General features: G+C 63.9%; 16 protein-coding genes. 3 read left to right on the top strand and 13 right to left on the bottom strand.

Annotation, left to right across the window (positions count from 1 at the left end; translation table 11 throughout):
* Positions 1 to 52: 52 nt before the first annotated feature.
* From AC5ZG5_RS13900 to AC5ZG5_RS13840, 13 genes are all read right to left on the bottom strand, one after another.
* Positions 53 to 1315, bottom strand: a complete 1263-nt coding sequence (locus AC5ZG5_RS13900; RefSeq protein WP_456642565.1) for a TetR/AcrR family transcriptional regulator — start codon at positions 1313 to 1315, stop codon at positions 53 to 55.
* Positions 1315 to 2313: an ABC transporter ATP-binding protein gene (locus AC5ZG5_RS13895; RefSeq protein ID WP_130225872.1), complete on the bottom strand. Its 999-nt coding sequence runs from the start codon at positions 2311 to 2313 to the stop codon at positions 1315 to 1317. The genes AC5ZG5_RS13900 and AC5ZG5_RS13895 overlap by 1 nt, the downstream gene beginning before the upstream one ends.
* Positions 2306 to 3298, bottom strand: coding sequence for an ABC transporter ATP-binding protein (locus AC5ZG5_RS13890; protein ID WP_456642566.1), 993 nt, complete (start codon positions 3296 to 3298; stop codon positions 2306 to 2308). The genes AC5ZG5_RS13895 and AC5ZG5_RS13890 overlap by 8 nt, the downstream gene beginning before the upstream one ends.
* An 11-nt stretch (positions 3299 to 3309) precedes the next feature.
* Positions 3310 to 5016, bottom strand: coding sequence for an ABC transporter substrate-binding protein (locus AC5ZG5_RS13885; RefSeq protein ID WP_456642567.1), 1707 nt, complete (start codon positions 5014 to 5016; stop codon positions 3310 to 3312).
* Positions 5017 to 5057: 41 nt separating this feature from the next.
* Positions 5058 to 5957, bottom strand: coding sequence for an ABC transporter permease (locus AC5ZG5_RS13880; protein WP_208821175.1), 900 nt, complete (start codon positions 5955 to 5957; stop codon positions 5058 to 5060).
* Positions 5954 to 6907, bottom strand: coding sequence for an ABC transporter permease (locus AC5ZG5_RS13875; protein ID WP_028162678.1), 954 nt, complete (start codon positions 6905 to 6907; stop codon positions 5954 to 5956). The genes AC5ZG5_RS13880 and AC5ZG5_RS13875 overlap by 4 nt, the downstream gene beginning before the upstream one ends.
* 485 nt (positions 6908 to 7392) lie before the next feature.
* A complete protein-coding gene (locus AC5ZG5_RS13870; protein WP_456642568.1) occupies positions 7393 to 9723 on the bottom strand; it encodes a mechanosensitive ion channel domain-containing protein in 2331 nt (776 codons plus the stop codon).
* Between the two features lie 289 nt (positions 9724 to 10012).
* The gene (locus AC5ZG5_RS13865; protein ID WP_456642569.1) at positions 10013 to 10870 is read right to left on the bottom strand and encodes an aromatic ring-hydroxylating dioxygenase subunit alpha; all 858 of its coding nucleotides are present in this window, start codon (positions 10868 to 10870) and stop codon (positions 10013 to 10015) included.
* A 29-nt stretch (positions 10871 to 10899) separates the two neighbouring features.
* Positions 10900 to 12300 (bottom strand): 8-oxoguanine deaminase, encoded by a 1401-nt coding sequence (locus tag AC5ZG5_RS13860; RefSeq protein ID WP_456642570.1) that lies wholly within the window; start codon positions 12298 to 12300, stop codon positions 10900 to 10902.
* 4 nt (positions 12301 to 12304) lie between these two features.
* Entirely contained in the window at positions 12305 to 13240 is a 936-nt protein-coding gene (locus AC5ZG5_RS13855) for an ABC transporter permease (protein WP_456642571.1), read from the bottom strand.
* A 2-nt stretch (positions 13241 to 13242) separates the two neighbouring features.
* Positions 13243 to 14295 carry an ABC transporter permease gene (locus AC5ZG5_RS13850; protein WP_456642572.1) on the bottom strand — a complete coding sequence of 351 codons (1053 nt, stop codon included), beginning with the start codon at positions 14293 to 14295 and terminating at the stop codon, positions 13243 to 13245.
* A gap of 2 nt (positions 14296 to 14297) precedes the next feature.
* A complete protein-coding gene (locus tag AC5ZG5_RS13845; RefSeq protein WP_456642573.1) occupies positions 14298 to 15887 on the bottom strand; it encodes an ABC transporter ATP-binding protein in 1590 nt (529 codons plus the stop codon).
* Between the two features lie 11 nt (positions 15888 to 15898).
* The gene (locus tag AC5ZG5_RS13840; RefSeq protein ID WP_456642574.1) at positions 15899 to 17011 is read right to left on the bottom strand and encodes a BMP family ABC transporter substrate-binding protein; all 1113 of its coding nucleotides are present in this window, start codon (positions 17009 to 17011) and stop codon (positions 15899 to 15901) included.
* A gap of 401 nt (positions 17012 to 17412) precedes the next feature.
* Between AC5ZG5_RS13840 and AC5ZG5_RS13835 the strand changes: the two genes are divergently transcribed.
* From AC5ZG5_RS13835 to AC5ZG5_RS13825, 3 genes are read left to right on the top strand one after another with little or no spacing between them, the layout of a single operon-like run.
* Entirely contained in the window at positions 17413 to 17655 is a 243-nt protein-coding gene (locus AC5ZG5_RS13835; protein WP_456642575.1) for a hypothetical protein, read from the top strand.
* Between the two features lie 41 nt (positions 17656 to 17696).
* Entirely contained in the window at positions 17697 to 18422 is a 726-nt protein-coding gene (locus AC5ZG5_RS13830; RefSeq protein ID WP_456642576.1) for a Rieske 2Fe-2S domain-containing protein, read from the top strand.
* Positions 18419 to 19051 (top strand): glutathione S-transferase family protein, encoded by a 633-nt coding sequence (locus AC5ZG5_RS13825; RefSeq protein ID WP_028162669.1) that lies wholly within the window; start codon positions 18419 to 18421, stop codon positions 19049 to 19051. Before AC5ZG5_RS13830 ends, AC5ZG5_RS13825 begins: the two co-directional genes overlap by 4 nt.
* Positions 19052 to 19073 lie beyond the last annotated feature (22 nt).

The following is a 19073-nucleotide window of genomic DNA, read 5'->3' as shown; positions in this document are numbered from 1 at the left end:
GGGAGAGGTGAACAACCGCGATCACGCCGATTCAAACAATACTCATCATGCTCTAGCGCAGCGAGTTCTCTGTCGACAACAGACCGATGAAGAGGGGACGAACGTAGAGCCGAACTGCGTTCTCCGCCGTGATCGCTGGTGTCCACCGCTCCAACTCCGATGCAGCATTGACCATCGTCGACACGAGCTGCGCGGCAATGGAGGCGTCGAGCACGCGAACCTGACCCTGTTCCATTCCTTCGACGATGAACCTGCCGAAGCGTTCGGTGAGGCGGTTGAGCCCGGCCTGGGCATCCTTGCGCTGGCCGAGCGGGAGCGCACCCCAGGCGGTGATCCGCAGCAGGGGTCCCTGATCGGACAGTTGAAAGCGGACGAGCTCCCGCGCGCTCGTGCAGAGGCGGGCCCAGCCGGAGGGGCTGCGCTCGATGGCGAGCGACTGCATCCTCCGCACCACGTCAAAGGTCCGCTCGAAGCAGGCGATGATCAATTCGTCCTTGCTCGCGTAGTGATGATAGAACGATCCCTTAGTCAGGTTGAGGCTGCTCGCGATCCGCTCCAGCGATGCGCCGCGATAGCCCTGTTCATTCACCATCATGGTGGCCGCGCGCAAGAAGGCCTCTGGAACGACATCCCGTGCGGTCGCGGCTCGCGGCCAACCGAGCTCGGGCGCTGCGCCTTCCCGCCAGGACGTGGGCGATCGGGCAAGGCCATCGATCAGGATCGCAGACATCCGTTCAGCCGCTGGCCGATAGTCGGACGGCTCATAGCGTGAGATCCACGCCCGCATCATATTAACGAGCGACAGCAGGAGGTGGGTCCGGGCATTTCGCGACAGGCGATCGTCCGCCGACTCGCCGGCGGGAAGGAGAGAGCGCACGTTGCGGAACAGATCGTTATAGGCGTCGAATACGCGACGCGCATGAGATCCGGTCAATGCGCGGATATCGTTGAAGAACACCAGCTCGTCCCGCGCGCCGGTGGCGATCTCCGCCAACAGATCGGCGTAGCCGCATACGTAGCTGCGGATTCTGTCTTCCGGCCGGTTCTCCCGTGCCGCGTCGAGGACCACGGTTTTGGTTGTCTCTATCGCCGCAAGCAGACAGGCCGCCGCGAGATCCTCCTTGCGGCGATAGTAATAGGTGATGCTGTGGGTCAGCAGCCCGACATCCCCAGCGATCTCGGCCAAAGTCGCGCCCTTCAGGCCATCGCGGTTGAAAAGGCGCGCCGAGGTTCCGATGATCGCCTCGCGCCGCTTCAGGTATTTTTGCGTGTACGCAGCCGGATCGCCGCGCCGCGTCGACCTCTCGGACGGCATTATTGTGCGGCCATATCGTGCAGGTGGCAAGCCACGGCCCGACCGGCACCGAGGTCGCGCAGTGCAGGGTCCTCGTGTCGGCAGCGATCGATCGCAAGCGGACAGCGCGTGTGGAAGCGGCAGCCGGACGGCGGATTCATCGCGCTCGGCACCTCGCCCGAGACCGGAACGCGCTTGCGGGTGGCCTCGACAACGGGATCGGCGACCGGCACGGCCGCCAGCAGCGCCTGGGTATAGGGATGGAGCGGCTTTCGATAGATCTCGTCCCGTGCCGCGATTTCGACGATCCGGCCAAGATACATCACGGCGATGCGGTCACTGACGTGGCGGACCACGGCAAGGTCGTGGGCGATGAAGAGGTAGGCCATTCCGAGCCGCTGCTGCAGCTCGACGAAGACGTTCACGACCTGCGCCTGGATCGACACGTCAAGCGCGGAGACCGGCTCATCGCAGATAATCAGCGCGGGCTCGAGCGCCAGGGCGCGCGCGATGCCGATCCGCTGTCGCTGGCCGCCGGAGAATTCGTGTGGAAAGCGGTCGGCCATGTCAGGCAGCAGCCCGACCGTCCGCATCAGCTGCGCGATCCGTTGATCAAAGGCCTTTCTGTCGTTCGCGAGGCCATGAACCTCGAGCGGTTCGCCGATGATGTCGCGGACCTTCATGCGCGGATTGAGCGATCCGAAGGGGTCCTGATAGACCATCTGCATGCGCCGGCGCAGCGGACGCAGGCTGGACTTGTCGAAATGGGTGATGTCCTTGCCCTCGAACTCGATGCGCCCCCCAGACGGCTCCAGCATCCGGAGGATTGCAAGGCCCGTTGTCGACTTTCCGCAACCGCTTTCGCCGACAAGGCCAAGCGTTTCGCCGCGCTTCAACTGGAACGAGACGCCGTCGACGGCCTTTACCGTCGCCACTTGCTTGCGGAACACCGCGCCCTTGTGCACGGGAAAGTGCACCCGCAGATCGTCGACGCGGAGGAGGACATCGGCCTCAGACATGTGCAGGTGTCTCCAGCCAGCAGGCGGTTTGGTGTTGCGGTCTGATCTCGGCCAGCGCCGGCCGTTCGCGGTGGCAAAGGTCGGTGGCCTGCTTGCAGCGCGGCGCGAACGCGCATCCTGTCGGCAGCCGGGCGAGGTTGGGCGGCTGTCCGTCGATCGGCACCAGACGCTTCTTGGTGTCGCCGTCGAGCCGCGGCACCGACGCCATCAAGCCGCGCGTGTAGGGATGGCGGGGATTGGCGTAAAGCTCGCGCGCGGGCGCCTGTTCCACCACGCGCCCCGCATACATCACGACGACCCGGTCGGCATAGCGTGCGACCACTCCGAGGTCGTGCGTGATCAGGATCAGCGAGCAGCGAGCACCTTGCGCGAGATCCTTCAACAGGTCGAGGATCTGCGCCTGAACCGTGACGTCGAGCGCCGTGGTCGGCTCGTCCGCGATGATCAGCCGCGGCTCGCAGGCCAGTGCCATCGCGATCATGGCGCGCTGGCGCATGCCGCCCGAGAACTGATGCGGATAGGCGCGGAGCCGCGATTCCGTATCCGACATCCGCACCCGGCCGAGCAGTTGTTTCGCGGTACCAAGCGCTGCATCCCAGGGCTTGCGTCGATGGACATTGATCGGTTCGGCAACCTGCAATCCCACCGTGAGCACCGGGTTGAGCGAGCTCATCGGCTCCTGAAAGATCATGGCGATTCGGTTGCCACGAATCTCCATGATCTCGCGCTCGGAAAGCTTGGTGAGATCGGTGCCTTCGAACAGGATCTCGCCGCTTTCGATCCGGCCGGGCGGCGAGGGAATCAGGCGCAGGATCGACAGCGCCGTCACGCTTTTGCCTGAGCCCGACTCGCCGACAACAGCCACCGTTTCTCCCACGCCGACATCGAAGGAGACATCATCGACGGCGGTCACCGCTCCCCGGCCGCGACCGAACCGGGTCACGAGGTTGCGTACGCTGAGGAGAGGTTTGGCTGCCGCCGTCATTTGCGAGGCCTCTAGTAACCAAGCTTCTTCTTGAGATCCTGATCGATCCAGAGTCGAGCATGGATCGGACCGGGTCGTTCGGAGCCGACACGCAGTTCGCCGCCATAGTTCTTCACCCACGGCCACCATGCCGTATAAAAGTAGTCGACGGGCAGCCAGATATAGGGGGCCTTGTCCACGATCTCGCGCGTCAGCGCCTTGATCATTTCCTGGCGCTTGGACTCGTCCCGCTCCAGGTAGACGTCGTTCATCTTCTTGTCGAATTCGGGATCGGAGTATTGCGACGGATTCCAGGTCTGCTTGGTGACGAAGCTCTTGCGGATCGAGGTCGTGGGATTGGTGTGGCCGTTGCGCATGAAATAGCCGGCGGCGTTGGTCTTCGTCGTCATGGCGGAGAGGAAGGCGCCATATTCCATCGGCTGGATCTCCAGCTTGACGCCGACTTTCTCCAGATAGGCCGCGACCAGCGGCAGCAAATCCATGTGATCCGGCGAGCAGGAGCAGACCTGGACCTTGAAGGAGAAGCCGTTGGGATAGCCGGCTTCCTTCAGCAGGGCCTTCGCCTTCTCCGGATTGTAGGTGAAGAGCTCCTTCACACTGTCGGGCATACTTTCCAGTGGCTCGTAGTAGCCGATGTAATCCGGATGCATGGGATAGGCGAACAGTTCGGCATTGCCATTATAATAGGAAGCCACGATCTCCTTCTTGTTGACCGCCATGTTCAGCGCGCGCCGCACGCGAATGTCGTCGAACGGCTTGGTGTCGACGCGCATGGCAAGGAAGGTGCCGCCGGTGCCGAGCGAACGCGACCACTGCAATTGGGGCGCACTCTTCTTCAATTCGTCTACGGCGGTCCATCTGATCGCTTCGAGAAGGTCGAGCTTGGCCGTGCGCAGCGCGGTGAGGAACGTGGCCTCATCCTTGATAGTGCGATAGACGATCTTGTCGACGAACGGGAGCTTGTACTCCTGGCCGGCGATCTTTTCCTTGTCCCAGTAGACCGGGTTCTTCGAGAATGTGACGGCGTTGCCCTGGATATAGTCCGTCAGCATGAACGGGCCGGTGCCGTTGGCGTTCTTCCAGTTGCCGGCGCCGGCGTCGACCACTTCCTTCGGCACGATGCCGGAATAGTAGCCCCAGCCGAAACGGTAATCCCACTCGGCGTGATAGTTGTTGAAGGTAAAGACAACCGTGTGCGGGTCCGTCGCCTCGACTTTCTGCACATGATCGAAATAGGTCGGGACCTTCTTCGGGCTCTTGTCGAGGCGGTAGTAGCTTTGCACGACGTCGTCGGCGACGAGTTCGCGCGAGGCCATCACGCCGGGCTTTTCGGGAAACATCACGCCCTTGCGGAGCTTGACCTCGACGCGGAGCGGATTTTCCTTCCATTCCCAGCTTTCCGCGAGCTCACCCTTGACGGCGTCACTCGGCAGCCAGGCATCGGGCACGAAGCTGTATTTGCCGCCGTTGCGCTTTGCCTTGGAAAGATCGCCGACAAAGAGCTGCTCGTACATCAGCCCGGTGTCCTGCTGGAATTTCCAGGTCCAGTCGGCGGGATCCCACGATAGCGGCGACAGCGTCACGTAGACCATGCCGATGTTGAGCGTGCCGCCGACTTGCGGCTTTTCGTCCGCCAGGGCAGGCGACTGCGACAGGCCAAGCGTAGCTGCGATGGCCAAACCTCGCGCGAGACTGCCGAACGTCGTCTTCCGATCCATGCTTCTCTCCCTCCTCTTTGTTTGTTTTGTATGCCCGCCGGCTATCGCGATCCGCGCATGCGCGGGTCGAGCAGATCGCGCAACGCATCGCCAAAGACGTTGGTGGCATAGACCACGATGGTCAGGCAGAGGCCCGGCGCCAGCGCCAGCCATGGACCCTGGAACATGTAGGTTCGGCCGCTGCCCGACAGCAATCCGCCCCAGGTCGGCGCCGGCGGCGGAACGCCAAGCCCGAGGAACGACAGTCCGGACTCGACGAGGATCACGGCGCCGACGCGGGTGGTGAACAGCACGATGATCGGCGGCATGATGTTGGGCAGGATATGCCGCCAGAGGATGCGGCCGGTGGAGGCGCCGATCGACTGGCTGGCGTGCACATACATGTGCTCGCGCACGGAGACGACGGCGCCACGGATGATGCGCGAACCGGCGATGCCGAAGGCAAGGCTCAACACGCCGATGATTTGCGGCATGCCCGGACCGACCACGGAGACGACAGCGATCAGGATCACCAGTTCGGGAAAGGACATGTAGGCATCGACGAATCGCTGCGTGATCAGATCGAAGCGGCCGCCGAGATAGCCCGTCAGTGCGCCGATCAGCACCGAGATCACGGTTGCAAGAAACGCGGCCGAGAAACCGATGATTACCGAAAGGCGGGCGCCATACAGGCAGCGCGAGAACAGGTCCCGGCCGAGATTGTCGGTGCCGAAGAGATGCGCCCAGGACGGCGGCTTGAGCCGCTGTATGGGATTGATCTCGTTGAAGCCATAGGGCGCCAGCACATCCGCGAACAGGCCGGCAAAGACGAACAGCAGAAAGATGATCCCGGCCGCGGCACCAAACGGCTTCTCGCGGAACAGGCGGCCCAGAAACTGCAGTGCCGGGTTGCGTCTCGTCTCCTGACCGACGGAGGGATTGGCCTGTTCGATCGCCGTCATCTGGTCCTCACTCGCGGATCGAGCAGTCCGTAGCTAAGGTCGACCATGAGGTTGATGAGCATCACTGCGAGTCCAACCGTCAGGAACACGCCGGTGACGATCGGGTAGTCTCGCTGATTCACCGCCTCGAGCAGGAGAAGCCCCATGCCGGGGATGACGAATATCTGCTCGATGATGATGGCGCCGCCGATCAGCAGGGGGGCCTGGAGACCCACCAGCGTAATCACCGGGATGAGCGCGTTGCGCAAGGCGTGGCGCATGATGACGAGGCGTTGGTTGAGACCCTTGGCGCGGGCGGTGCGGATGTAGTCCTGGCGCAGTACCTCCAGCATCATGGTGCGCGTCATGCGCATCGTGACGGCCGACAGGCTCGCGCCGAGAACCATGGCCGGCACGATGATCTGCTTGAGATTCTGGATCGGGTCGTCGGCGAACTTCACATAGTTCACTTCGGGCGACCAGCCCCACCAGATCGATGGGAACACCATCACCATGGTGCCCATCCAGAAGCTCGGCACGGCCAGCAAAAGAATCGAAAACGAGCGCGCGACGAAATCTCCCACCGTGTCCTGCCGGACGGCGGAGTAGACGCCGATCGGCAGCGCGATCACGAGACCCACCGCGAGCGCGATGACGCCGAGCTCAAAGGTGACGGGCAGGCGCTGCAGCACGAGTTCCAGGACAGGAGTCGATTGCCAGAGCGAGCGGCCGAAATCGCCTTTCAAGATGCCGGCGATCCAGATCAGGTATTGTTCGGCCATGGGCTTGTCGAGGCCGAGCGCTTGAACGAGCTGCTCGCGGCTCAGCTTGTCGGCCGCCAGATCGTTCTGGCTCAGCATCATGTCGATCACGTCGCCCGGAATCATCCGTACCGTGGCGAACACGATCAGACTCGCAAACAGCAGCGTGGGGATCAGCGCCAGCAGCCGGCGCACAATGTAGCCGTACAAGGGCCTACCCGCTGATCGTAGCAGCCATCAAGCATGCCGAAAGTTCGAAAAGAGTGTTCGCTGGCTTCACCTTGCAGTCCTCCCTCTTGCAATCGGTCTGTTGCCGATTTTTCGTGAGGAGAAATTTGCCGCTCAGCTTGCGTTGCAACGCGGCAATTTCTGTCGTTTCCTCACTATTGATTGGATCGTATCACCGGCCGGCGCGCTTGCAACAGCCTTCGTCGAGCGGCGGCTGCTTCCAAGCTCGCTGGCAGCTAACATACTCGTTTTTTGAAAATGCAGATGCGGCTCGTGGCCGCAGTGTGACTCGATCAGGAAGGGTGAAGAAGAGGTCCTACGAGCGAGCGTTACTCCTCACGCGCGCCACCGGGCGCGCCCTTGGCGCGACCGGTTGGCGGGCTCTCCCGATCGGAGAGGGGGAGGCTTGCTATGCGCAACCGATCCGATCGGCTCGGATCATGCTGTTGCGCGGAATATCGCCACGGCTACTCCGCGGCTTCCGCACCGCGTGACTCGTCCTTCCGCTCGAAAGGCGACTGCAACACGAGCATGGTCTGCGGTGGCCGGGCGATCTGGATGTTGAGCTCGTGGAAGCGCTTCTTCATGCGCCGGTAGAACTCGCGCTGCACCGGCCAGCGGCCGGAGTCCGTGCATTGGATCTGGCCGACGATGGTCGTCATGGTGGCATCGACCTTGTCGACACCCCAGAGGTCGAGATCGCCGCGGATCATGTGCTGGAATGCAGGATCCTTGCGCAACTCGGCGCCGATCTCCTTCAGCACGGCGCCAACGCGATCCGGATCTTCCTTGTAATCCACGTTGACACTGACTGAGGCATTGCCGATGCCGCGGTTGGTGTTGGTGACTGATGTCACCGAGCTGAACGGGATGATGTGCACGGAACCGTCGCCGGCGCGCAGCCGGATGGTCCGGATCGAGAGATTCTCGACAACACCGGACAGGCCCGACACGGTGACGAAGTCGCCGACCTGCATCGCGTTCTCGAGCAGAAGGAACAGCCCGGTGATGACGTCCTGCACCAGTTTCTGCGAGCCGAAGCCGATGGCGATGCCGACGATGCCGGCGCCGGCGAGCAGCGGGGCGATGTTGACGCCGAGCTGGCTCAGCGCCGTCAGCGCGACGACGGTGAGGATGATCGACAGCAGCGTCGTGCGCAGCATCGGCAGGAAGGTACGCATCCGCGCCGCGCGGGCGTAGCGTCCCTCGCGCGAGAGCTGCAGCAGATGCTGCTCGACGGCGGCGTTGACCGCTTCCCAGATCGCAAGCGCGACCACGCCGGCGATCGCGACCGTGATCAGCGCCGATAGCAGGCGTCCGCCGATGTGATCGCTGGTGAACCATGCCGCCGCATCCAGGCCCCAGACCTCGAGCAGCGCGATCACGGTGATGACAGCGATCACGCCCGAGACGATGCTCCGCAATGCAGGGAAATACCGGTTGGCGCGTGCTTCGAGGCCCGGAAACTGGCGCGTGAATTCCGGGCTGATGCGGAACACGCGGTCCAGCGCCGCCATCATCGCAATCTGTGCCAGCCGCGCGATCAGGAGCACGGCGACACTGGCGACGAAATAGCGGAACAGCAGCGCATAGCCGTTCTGCACCCGCAGCGCCCACACGGTCCATAGCGCGAGGTCGAGGACGATCGCGAGAATGTGCCAGACATCGGCGAAGCGGTTGCGCATCACCACCAGCGGGCCGCGCGCGCCCTCCGGCGCCCGGATCCAGTCGGCGACGCTGCGGCGGCATTGCAGGATGATGACGACCACGAACAGGTGCACCACCAGCATCACCAGCCGAACTACCGCGTGATAGGCCGGGCGGTACAGGCCGAGCAGCAGCGCGATGTTGGCGAGGGCGATGCCGAACACCGTGAAGGCGACGATCCGCCGCCACCAGATGTCGAGATAGGCGGCAGCCTCGTCGCGGATAATGAACAGGCTGGGCTGGCTGGAGGCCGGCGACATCACCGCCGCGGTGACGGCGAGGATGCTGCGGTAGATCACGTAAGCATTGACCATCGCCAGGATGACGACGCGGGGCGTCGGCGCCCGGCCGATGTCGGTTGCGAGCAGGAGATTGCCGATCGCCGCGAAGCAGACCACCGGCAGCAGGTCCAGGAACAGCCGTGCCAATGCAAAGGGAAGCCGGATGGCGAGTTGCCAGGCGTAGGTGAGCGTTGCATGCCAGCGCCGGACCGGCTGCGTTTCGTTGGCCGCACTCGGATCCCGTACGGTATCGACATGCCGCGCGCGTAATGGAATGTAGCGGTCGATGGCGTTGAGCGGACGCCGGATCGCGCGGCGAATGATCCATTCCGCCATGAAAGCGCAGGCGATGACGAGCACGAGCCGCCACGCTGTGTCGAGCAGCATCTGCTGCATGTACGGATTGGTGGTGAGATTGACCAGCCAGCCCCAGATCATCGGAAAATCGGACACCGCGCGGGCCGCGGTGGCGAGCTGGTCCGAGACGTCGCCGAACCAGTCCGAGACTTCGGCCAGAAGCTGCACGCCGAGATTATCGGTGAAGACCGGCGGCGACGCCGAACCTTGCGGCTGCGCTGGCGCGCCGGAGGAGGACGCTTTCGCAATGGTCTGCAGCGTCTGGATGAGCTGCGCCCGCTTGTCGTCGTCCTGCAGAATATCCAGGGTCGCTTGCGCCTGCGCCGCCGCTGTCGGCGGCGGCGGTGGAGGCGGTGGCGACGTGTTCGGGATCATCATCTGCGCTCGCGCAGGCGACATCAGCAGCAGACAGGTGAGCGCAATCGTGATGAGTCGGAGACAGTTGCTCGGCATGAAAACGCTGCGATGATGAGGGGTGGCGGGAATCGCGTGTATTTAACGCGGGTACGGCCATAGTTTGGCATGCCTGTGACAGGCGGCTCACTGCCTGCCAATGCATAGAGCGTTTTCGAGCGAAGCATGCCCTCGGACTTGATCCGAGGGTGGACACCGGTTCGCGTGAAGAAAACGCGTCAAAGCAAGAATCTAGAGCTTCGGTTCTGAAGCAATCAGAACCGAAAACGCTCTAGTCACAAGATGTTCCAGTACCCCTACGAAAATGCCGCTGCAGGAAGCCCTGCCACTACGCCGCCGCGAGCGTGGTTCCGTAGACGACGCCTTTTTCCTTCAGCCAGCGCCGGTATACCACGGAGGAGGCATCCGCCCGGGTCGGGATTTCCGCGCGCGGTTCCAGCGGCAGCAGCCGAGGGCGCTGGTTTTCCAGGATGATGCGGTCCTGCAGGAAGATCATCTGCTGGAACTGGATGAGATCGGCGAGTTCTGAGGTGTCGTCGATCAGGAACCCCACCGGGTGGGCGCGGCAATGGTCGGGGTCGAGCGGCTGTACGAACAGGCAGATCACATCCAAGCGATCGGCGGCATTCGGGCAGGTCTTGTAGAGCAGCGTCGCGAAGGGGGCGGCGACCCGGTAGATATATTGCGTGACAATGCCGTCGCTTGCCGATAGCGCCGCCTGCGGCTGGAAGAATTCGCAGTCGGTGGCCCAGACCTCGTCGACGTCGCGGCGGATCTCGGTCGTGTAGTGGCGCACCTCGGTGTGCGGCTCGGCGCCGAGGATGTCGGTGTGGACGAACGGGAAATGCGCCATGTCCAGGAAGTTCTCGACGATGCGCAGGCCCGAAGAACGCACCGAGACCGCGCCGCAGATAACATGCCGCCGGTCCGCTTCGTCGGCTTCGGGAATCGGTAATACGTCGCGGTCGGGGTTTCCGAGCGTGGTCCAGAGGTAGCCGTAACGTTCGCGCACCGGCAGCGGATCGTCGCGATCTTCCGCCGAGACGATGATTGCGCTATCCGCGTCGCGGAACGTGGTCAGCTCAACGCCGAGCAGGCGATTGCGCCGCGGTGATGCCGGGATGTCGCTGAGTGCATCCAGCACATACCACTGGTTCAGCGTGCCGGGGTCGATATTGCCATTCATGGTGCAAGCTCCGCTTCGTTGCGGTGGGGCTATTGCCGGTAGATTCGTTGCATGATCTTCGCGTGATCCGCAAGCGAGGCCTCGACGTCGTGATGCACAAATTCGCCGCGGCGGATGATGTTGCGCCCGTTGATGAAGGAATAGTCCACCTTGAACGGGCCGCACATGATCATCGCCGCCAGCGGATCGCGCTGGGTCCCGGAGAGCCCGAGCTGGTTCAATCTGATCGCGATGAAATCCGCGCTCATGCCGGGCGCGAGATAGCCGATGTCGTCGCGACCGAGCAATTTGGCACCGCCGCGCGTCGCCATGTCCAGCGCCTCGCGCGCGGACAGCGCTTTCGGGCTGCCACCAAATCCGCCGCGGCCGCCGGGCGCCTCGGAGAGATAGCGGTGCGGCGCGACGCGCTGCAGCATCTGCGCCAGCCGCGCTTCAAGGAACAGGTTCGAGGTGTCGTTGGAGGCGGAGCCGTCGACGCCGAGCCCGCACGTGACGCCGGCGTCCCGCATCTCGCGGATCTTTGCGATGCCCTGGCCGCACCGCATGTTGGCGGAGGGGCAATGCACCATGCCGGTGCCGGTCTCGGCGAAGGTCTTGATCTCGTTGCTGTCGAGGAAGATGGCGTGCGCGAACCACACGTCCGGCCCGAGCCAGTTGACCGAGCCGGCGAATTCCACCGGCCGCATGCCGTAGATATCGCGGCAATAAACCTCTTCGTCGAGGTCTTCGGCGAGATGCGCGTGCAGGTGCACGGCCTTGTGGCTGCGCGCAAGCTGGGCGGCTTCCTTCATCAGGCCTGGTGTCACCGAGAAGGGCGAGCAGGGCGCGAGCACGATCCGGCTCATCGCGTGCCGGCTCGGGTCGTGGTAGGTCTGGATCAGCCGTTCGGCGTCCTTGAGGATGTCCTCTTCCTTCTCGACGCAATTGTCCGGCGGCAGTCCGCCCTGGCTCTTGCCGCGGGACATCGCGCCGCGCGCGGCGTGGAAGCGCAGGCCCAGCTCCTGCGCCGCCTGGATCGTGCTGTCGAGCCGGACATTGTTGGGCTGGATGTAGAGATGGTCGGAGCTCGTAGTGCAGCCGGAGGCGATCAGTTCGGCCATCGCGACGCGGGCCGAGACATAGATCGCCTCGTCATCGAGCTCGGACCAGATCGGATAGAGCGTGGTCAGCCAGACGAACAATTCATCGTCCTGCACCATCACGCGCGTCAGGTTCTGGTACATGTGATGATGCGTGTTGACCATGCCCGGCATCACCAGATGTCCGGAAAGATCGAGCACCTCGTCGGCAGCAAGATGCGCCAGCTCCGCATTGCTGCCGACCGCCTCGATCACATTGTCGCGGACGAACAGCGCGCCACCCTTGATCTCGCGATTGGCGTCGTCGAACGTCGCGAGGTGATCGATGTTCTTTACAAGCAGCGTCGACATAAGCTCACCGCAGGTCACGATAATAGGGAATGCCGAGCGCGGCAGGTGCGGCCATCACCTGGCGCATGCGGTGCCAGGCGACAACGGGAACGACGATGAAGGCGATGGTGCCGAGATAGGGCAGCATCGAGAGAACGGGCGCGGCGATCGGCCAGTTGCGCGCCTGCCCGACGAAGCCGAGCGAGGTGATGACACCGAACAGCAGCGCCGCCAGCACCGCATTCAGCGGTCGGTAGCCGGCAAAGATCACCAGCGCCACCGCGATCCAGCCGCGGCCGGCGACGACGCCTTCCGACCATGACGGCACGAAGGCGAGCGTGAGATAGGCACCGGCACCGGCGGCAAGCGCCGCGCCCGCGGTCACATACCAGAAGCGAATCCGTTGCACGGCGATCCCTGCGGCGTCCGCCGCGGCCGGGTTCTCGCCGACGGCGCGCAGGTTGAGGCCGTGGCGAGTGCGGAACATCAGGACGTGCAGCATCACCGGCAGGATGATGTAGATCAGGTAGACCAGCACATTCTGCGTGAACAGCACCTGGCCGATCAGCGGGATCGAGCTGAGATAGGGGATCTCGACGCTCGTAAACGTCGCCGGCGCCGGGATTCCGGAATAGGCCTTGCCGACGGTCGCGGCAAAGCCCGTGCCCATCAAGGTCAATGCGAGTCCGCACAGCACCTGGTTGGCGCGCAGATAGACCGTGATCGCGGCAAACACCATGCCGACCACAAACCCCACCGCGAGCGCCAGCGCGAAACCGGCGGTCGGACTCCTGGTCGTGACGACGGCGGCAATCCCTGATATCGCGCCGAGCGCCATCAATCCTTCGACACCGAGATTGACCACGCCGACACGCTCGGCCAGCACCTCGCCGAGCGCGGCCAGCGCCAGCACGCCGCCGGCGAGCAGAGAGGTGTGCAGGATGCCCGCGATCAGATCCATCTTCAGGCCTCCGCCGGTTTGCTGCTGACGATGCGGAAATGCGCGAGTTCGTCGCCGACAGCGGTGAAGAACAGGATGAGCCCGGTGATGGCGAGTACAGTTGAGGTGTTAATGCCCTGGGTCTGCAGGATGATGCCGGAATTGAGGATCACCGCCATCAGTGCCGCACCGGCGATCACGCCGATGCAGGAGCCGCGCGCCAGCACCGCGACCATGATGCCGAGATAGCCGAAATTGTTTGATATGCCGCCCTGCAGGCGATGCACGGTGCCGGCGACCTCGAGCATGCCGGCGATGCCTGCAATCGCGCCCGACAGCAGCATCACCACGATCAAATGGCGGCGGAACGGCATGCCGGCATATTTGGCGGCCTGCGGGTTCGAGCCCGCGATCCGCACCTCATAGCCCCAGCGCGTGAAGCTGAAGGTGGCGGCCGTGATCACGGCCAGCAGGATCGCGATCGGAAAGCCCCAATGCACCATGCCGATGAATTCGGGGATGTCGTGCTTCAGTCGCGCGGTGGTCCCCAGCGCATGCCCGCCGGGATCGAGCCAGGGGCCGGTCGCGACATAATAGACCATCAGCGTGGCGACGAAGTTGAGCAGCAGCGTCGTGATGAGCTCGCTGACATCGGCATAGGCGCGCGCAAGCGTCGGGATCAAAATCCAGAGCAGCCCGCCGAGCGCGCCGGCGACGAACATCAGTGGCAGCATCACGACGGTGGGACCGGGGACGAACAGCGCCATGCCAGTCGCGGCAAAGGCGCCGGCATAGAACTGTCCTTCCGCGCCGATATTCCAGGCGCCGATCCGAAGCGCGACGGCGACAGAAAGCCCGGTGAGGATCAGCGGCGTCACCAGCAGGCCGACGTCCTCAAGGCCAAAACCGGAGCCGAAGGTCGACTTCAACACCTGCTGCGCCAGCTTGAGCGGTTGCGCGCCGCTGGCCGCGAGCAGGAGACCGGCGATGACGAGCGCCATCAGGATCGCAATCGCGCGCGCCGCAAGCGCGATGGCAGGCGAGGCCGATGGCAGGCGTTGCAGACGGATCGCCATCGTCAATGCACCATCGCAGCCGCGCGCGCCGGTGTGGCCGCGCGCTGGCCGCCCATCATCAGGCCGATCTGTTCGATATCGGCGCCTGTGCTATCGACAATGCCCATGATCTCGCCGTGGAACATCACCGCAATGCGGTCGGAGAGGTTGAGCAGTTCCTCGAGCTCTTCGGAGATCACGACGATGCCGACGCCGGCGTCGCGCAGCTCGACGAAATAGCGCATCATGGTGTTGATCGCGCCGACGTCGAGGCCGCGGCTCGGATAGGCGGCGACCAGAAGTTTCGTGGCGATCCGCATCTCGCGCCGCGCCACGAAGCGCTGCTGGTTGCCGCCGGAGAGGTTGCGGATCGGCATCGCATAGTTCGGCACCATCACGGCGGCGGCTTCTGCTATCTTGCGCGCCAGCGCCGCTGCCGCGCGCGGCCGGTACCACGGTCCGAGCGAGACCGGCGCGCGGTCATATTCGCGGATCACCGCGTTGTCGGTGACGCTGAGCGCGGGTGCCAGTCCGCTGCGCAGCCGGTCTTCCGGGATATGTCCGACGCCGAAATCGGCGAAGTCAGCAGCATCAGCGGTGGAGACATCGCGTCCGCCGAGCGTGATCTGTCCGGAGCTGGCCGCGCGCATTCCGGTCAGGAGCTCGCTCAACTCTTTCTGCCCATTGCCGGCTACCCCTGCGATGCCGAGGATCTCCCCGCCCGCGATATCGAGCGAGACCCTGTTCAGTACGGTATGGCCGGTGCTGTCCCGCGCCGTCACCTCGCGCAAGCTGACGACCGGCTCGTTGGCTTTGACGACTGCGTTCGGTCCCCGTGCGCGTAAATCGTCGAGCACGATCTCGTGCCCAACCATCAATTTCGCCAGCATCTTTTCGCTGCAGGCGCCGGTTGGTTCGGTCGCCACCTTGCGGCCGCCGCGCAGCACGGTGACGCGGTGGGAAATCTCCAGCACCTCGTCCAGCTTGTGGCTGATGAAGATCACGGCGTTGCCGCGTGCGACGAATTCCTTCAGCGCCTTGAACAATTCGCGCGCTTCCGACGGCGTCAGCACAGCGGTCGGCTCGTCCAGGATCAATACCCGCGCTCTTCGCGCCAGGACGCGCAAGATCTCGACCCGCTGCTGCTCGCCGGTCGAGAGTTCGTCGATCCGCGCGCCCGGGCGGACCGCGAGATTGAGCGAGGCCGAGAGCTGCGCGGTGCGCGCTTCCAGTTCCTGCGCACTGATCGCGCGCGGCGTTTCCGACCAGCCGAGATGGATGTTCTCGGCGACGGTGAAGGCGCGCACCAGCTTGAAATGCTGGTGCACCATGCCGATGCCAGCCGCGATCGCTTCCACCGGCGAGGCAAAGCTTTTCAAGTAACCGTCGATGATGATCTCCCCGGCATCGGGCTGGTAGATGCCGGTCAGGATATTCATCAAGGTGGATTTCCCGGCGCCGTTCTCACCCAGCAGTGCGTGGATCTCGCCGGGCCATACTTCGAGGTCCACGTCCTGATTGGCAACGACGCCGGGAAAATACTTGGCGATGCCCCGGAGCTGCACCAGTGGGGGCGTGCCGGGAGGACGTTCGGTGACACCGGGCATCGCCATCACGGTCAGCTTCAGAGCCCGGAGATGCCGGCGATCGGCCAATCCCAGTTGTAGAGCTCGGTCTCGCTCATGCGTTGGCCGCTGGCGATCTTCACATTGCCCTTGGCGTCCTTGATCTCGCCGACGAAAGGCGACCAGCCGCCGAGGATCTTTTCGCGCACGGCGTCAGCCTGCTTGCGCACATCCTCTGGCACGCTCTCGCCCCAGGCGTCGCGGTCGACGCCGGCGCCCATCGGCAGGATGGTGCTGGAGGGCGTCCAGGTGCCTTCGAGCCGCTTCTTCACCTCGCCGACATAGTATTGCTTGAAGTCGATGACGATCGAGCTGATGTAGGCCTTCGGCCCGTAGCGGCGGATATCCGTGTTCCACATTACCGCCTTGGCGCCGCGCTTCTCGGCGACCTGCAGATAGCCGGCCTCGTCCATGATGCCGAACAGGAGGTCGCAGCCATTGTCGAGCAGCGCCGTGCCGGCTTGGGTGGCGGCCTGCGGATCGAACCAGGAATTGATGGTGATGACCTGCATGGTCGCGTTCGGATTGACCGAGCGCGCACCCATCAGAAACGCGTTGGTGCCGGAGAACACCGACGGCACCGGGAAGGATGCGACATAGCCGAGCTTGCCGCTCTTGCTCATCAGGCCGGCGGCGACGCCGGTGACATAGGTCGGGTACCAGTGCCCGACATAATAGGTGCTGAGATTGTCGAGCGGGTTGCGGCCGTCGCATTCGTAGAACGCGACCTTCGGCGAGCGCTTCGCCACGTCGTAGAGGAAGTCGCCATAGTTCGAAGTCGCGAACACCATGCAGGCATTCTCGGAGACGAACTGCCGGTACGTGCGCGTCGCATCGGCGGAGTAGGGGATGCTCTCCACGAACACGGTCTTCACTTGCGGGAACGCAGCCTTCACCGCCTTCATCCCCTGGTCGTGACTCCAGGTCCAGCCTTCATCGGTGACGGGCCCGGTGTGGCCGAAGGCGATCACGGCATCCTTCTCGGCGATCGCCGGCAGCGGTGCCGCGGCATGCGCGGAGCGGATCAGGCCCGGCGGCAGCAGGAGCGAGGAGCCGGCGGCGGCGCCGAGGTTCAGGAAGCGCCGGCGGGACAGATGGCGGAGGTCTGACATGGTTGAGCTAAGCCTCGTGTTGGAGCCCGTGTTCTGTTGCGGATCGTTGCCGTGGCCAAACCAGCCGGAAACTCCGGGCAATGCCGATCGTCGACACAGCGTGTCGGCGCTCTGTTACCGAAAGATTTCCGTAGCAAGGTCCATGCCGCAGTCCGCGCATCGGCGGCATCACCGGCCCATCCCGCACGCTTGCGCATAGTCAGCGTGTCTGTCGCTGGCTGTTTCGCATAGGCGCTTTTTTTCGATTGCGGTGATCGCGCTAGCGCAACATCGTTCGGCAACGATGCCTTAAAAAACAAGCAGATCGCTGCTTCTCTGCTCAAAGGATATGCATGGGCAATCTTTCCGCTTGCCCTGATCGCGGCACGCTCGAATAAATCGAACCACAGGGATGTGAGCGCATGCAGGGAGCAACCGTTATCGTCTTCGCAGGGCAGTTTCGCGTCGACAGCTTCGTCGAGTTCGTCAACCACCGCGCGCGGCGGTTGCAACTCGACGCGGTGGTGGAGACGGCGACGCCTGATTGCATCGAGGTGGCGGTTTCAGGACAGCCGGCGCTGGTCGATGCGTTCGAGATGGCGTGCAGCCTCGGGCCGATCGACTGCCTGGTGCGGGATGTCTGGCGGAAGAATGCCTCGGCGTAAGTCTTGCACCCCGTTTGGAGCTTGGTGATGGAGATGGGCTGATGGAAACAGGCTGGTATCCGGTCGCGCTGGCGGAGGGGCTGGAGCGTGGCACGTCCACCGGCGCGCGGCTGTTCGGCCGCGAGCTTGTGGTCTGGCGCGACAGCGCGGGCGCTTCGCATGTCTGGGAAGATCGCTGCCCGCATCGGGGCATGCGCTTGAGTTTCGGTTTTGTGCGGGACAATCATATTGCCTGCCTCTATCACGGCTGGCAGTACGATACGGCGGCGCAATGCCGCTATATTCCGGCGCATCCCGATCTTGCCGTCCCCAGCACGATCCGGGTTGCAACCTATCCGTCGATCGAACGGCTCGGCATTGTCTGGGCCTATAACGAGCTCGACAGCGGTGCGCCGCAGGACATCGGGTTTGCCGAGCGCGCGCCGGTGACACCGGTGCGCAGCCTCTATGTCGATGCTTCGGCAGCCAAGGTGTTCGACGCGCTCGTTCTCGCCGAATGCCCATCGCTCAAGAATGCCGGCGGCGCGACGCAGCGGTCGCGCACCGATGCGCTGGTCTCGCTGAAGCGCGGCGGCGACGAAATTCTGGTCGCGGTGCAGCCGCTATCCGATGTGGAAGCCGCACTTCACATCGTCATTGCCGGACCGCCGGACGTCCATTCCGGCGATAGCCAGAAGCGCGTCTCCGCCTGGGGTGAAGCCTTGCGACGTGAGATCGAAGGAGCGGCGCGGCCCACCGGCGAAGTGCATCACGGGGTGGCGCCGTGAGCGAGATTTCTCTCTACGACTTCGAGCTCGACGAAAATTGCTACAAGGTGCGGCTATTCCTGTCCGTGCTCGGATTGTCCTACCGCAAGGTCCCGGTCAACATGGTGCCGGGTCGTGAACATCTCGCGCCTGCGCTGATGGCACTCAATCCGCGCGGCAGCCTGCCGATCCTCACGAACAGCGATTTCGTGCTGAGCGAAGCGGAAGCGATCATGACCTATCTCGCCCGCGCCCATGACAACGGTAACGCGTGGCTGCCCGCCGAACCGAAGGCGCGCGGCCTGGTCGCGATGTGGCTGCAATTTGCCAGCCGCGATCTCCATGCCGCCTTTCTCGCACGACGGCTGGCGATGTTCGACGAGCCCGGTGACGAGGTGGCCTTGGGCTTTGCCGCGCGGAGCGCCTTCCGCCTGATGGAGGATCACATGACGGCACGCGAATTCGATCGCGCCGCCTGGTTCGTCGGCGACAATCCATCGCTCGCCGATCTCGCGCTGTTCCCGGCAATCGCGCTGAGCCGCGATTTCGGCGTCGAACATGAGGCTTATCCGGCGCTGCGGCGCTGGATGCGCCGCGTGCGGACTACCCCGGGGTTCGTGACCATGCCGGGCATTCCCGACTATTATTGAGGCCGATCACGCACCCGCAACG

The sequence above is a fragment of the Bradyrhizobium sp. Ses1 genome, from assembly GCF_059512365.1.
The sequence above is the reverse complement of the archived record's forward strand: the minus strand, read 5'-3'. Positions and strand labels throughout refer to the sequence as shown.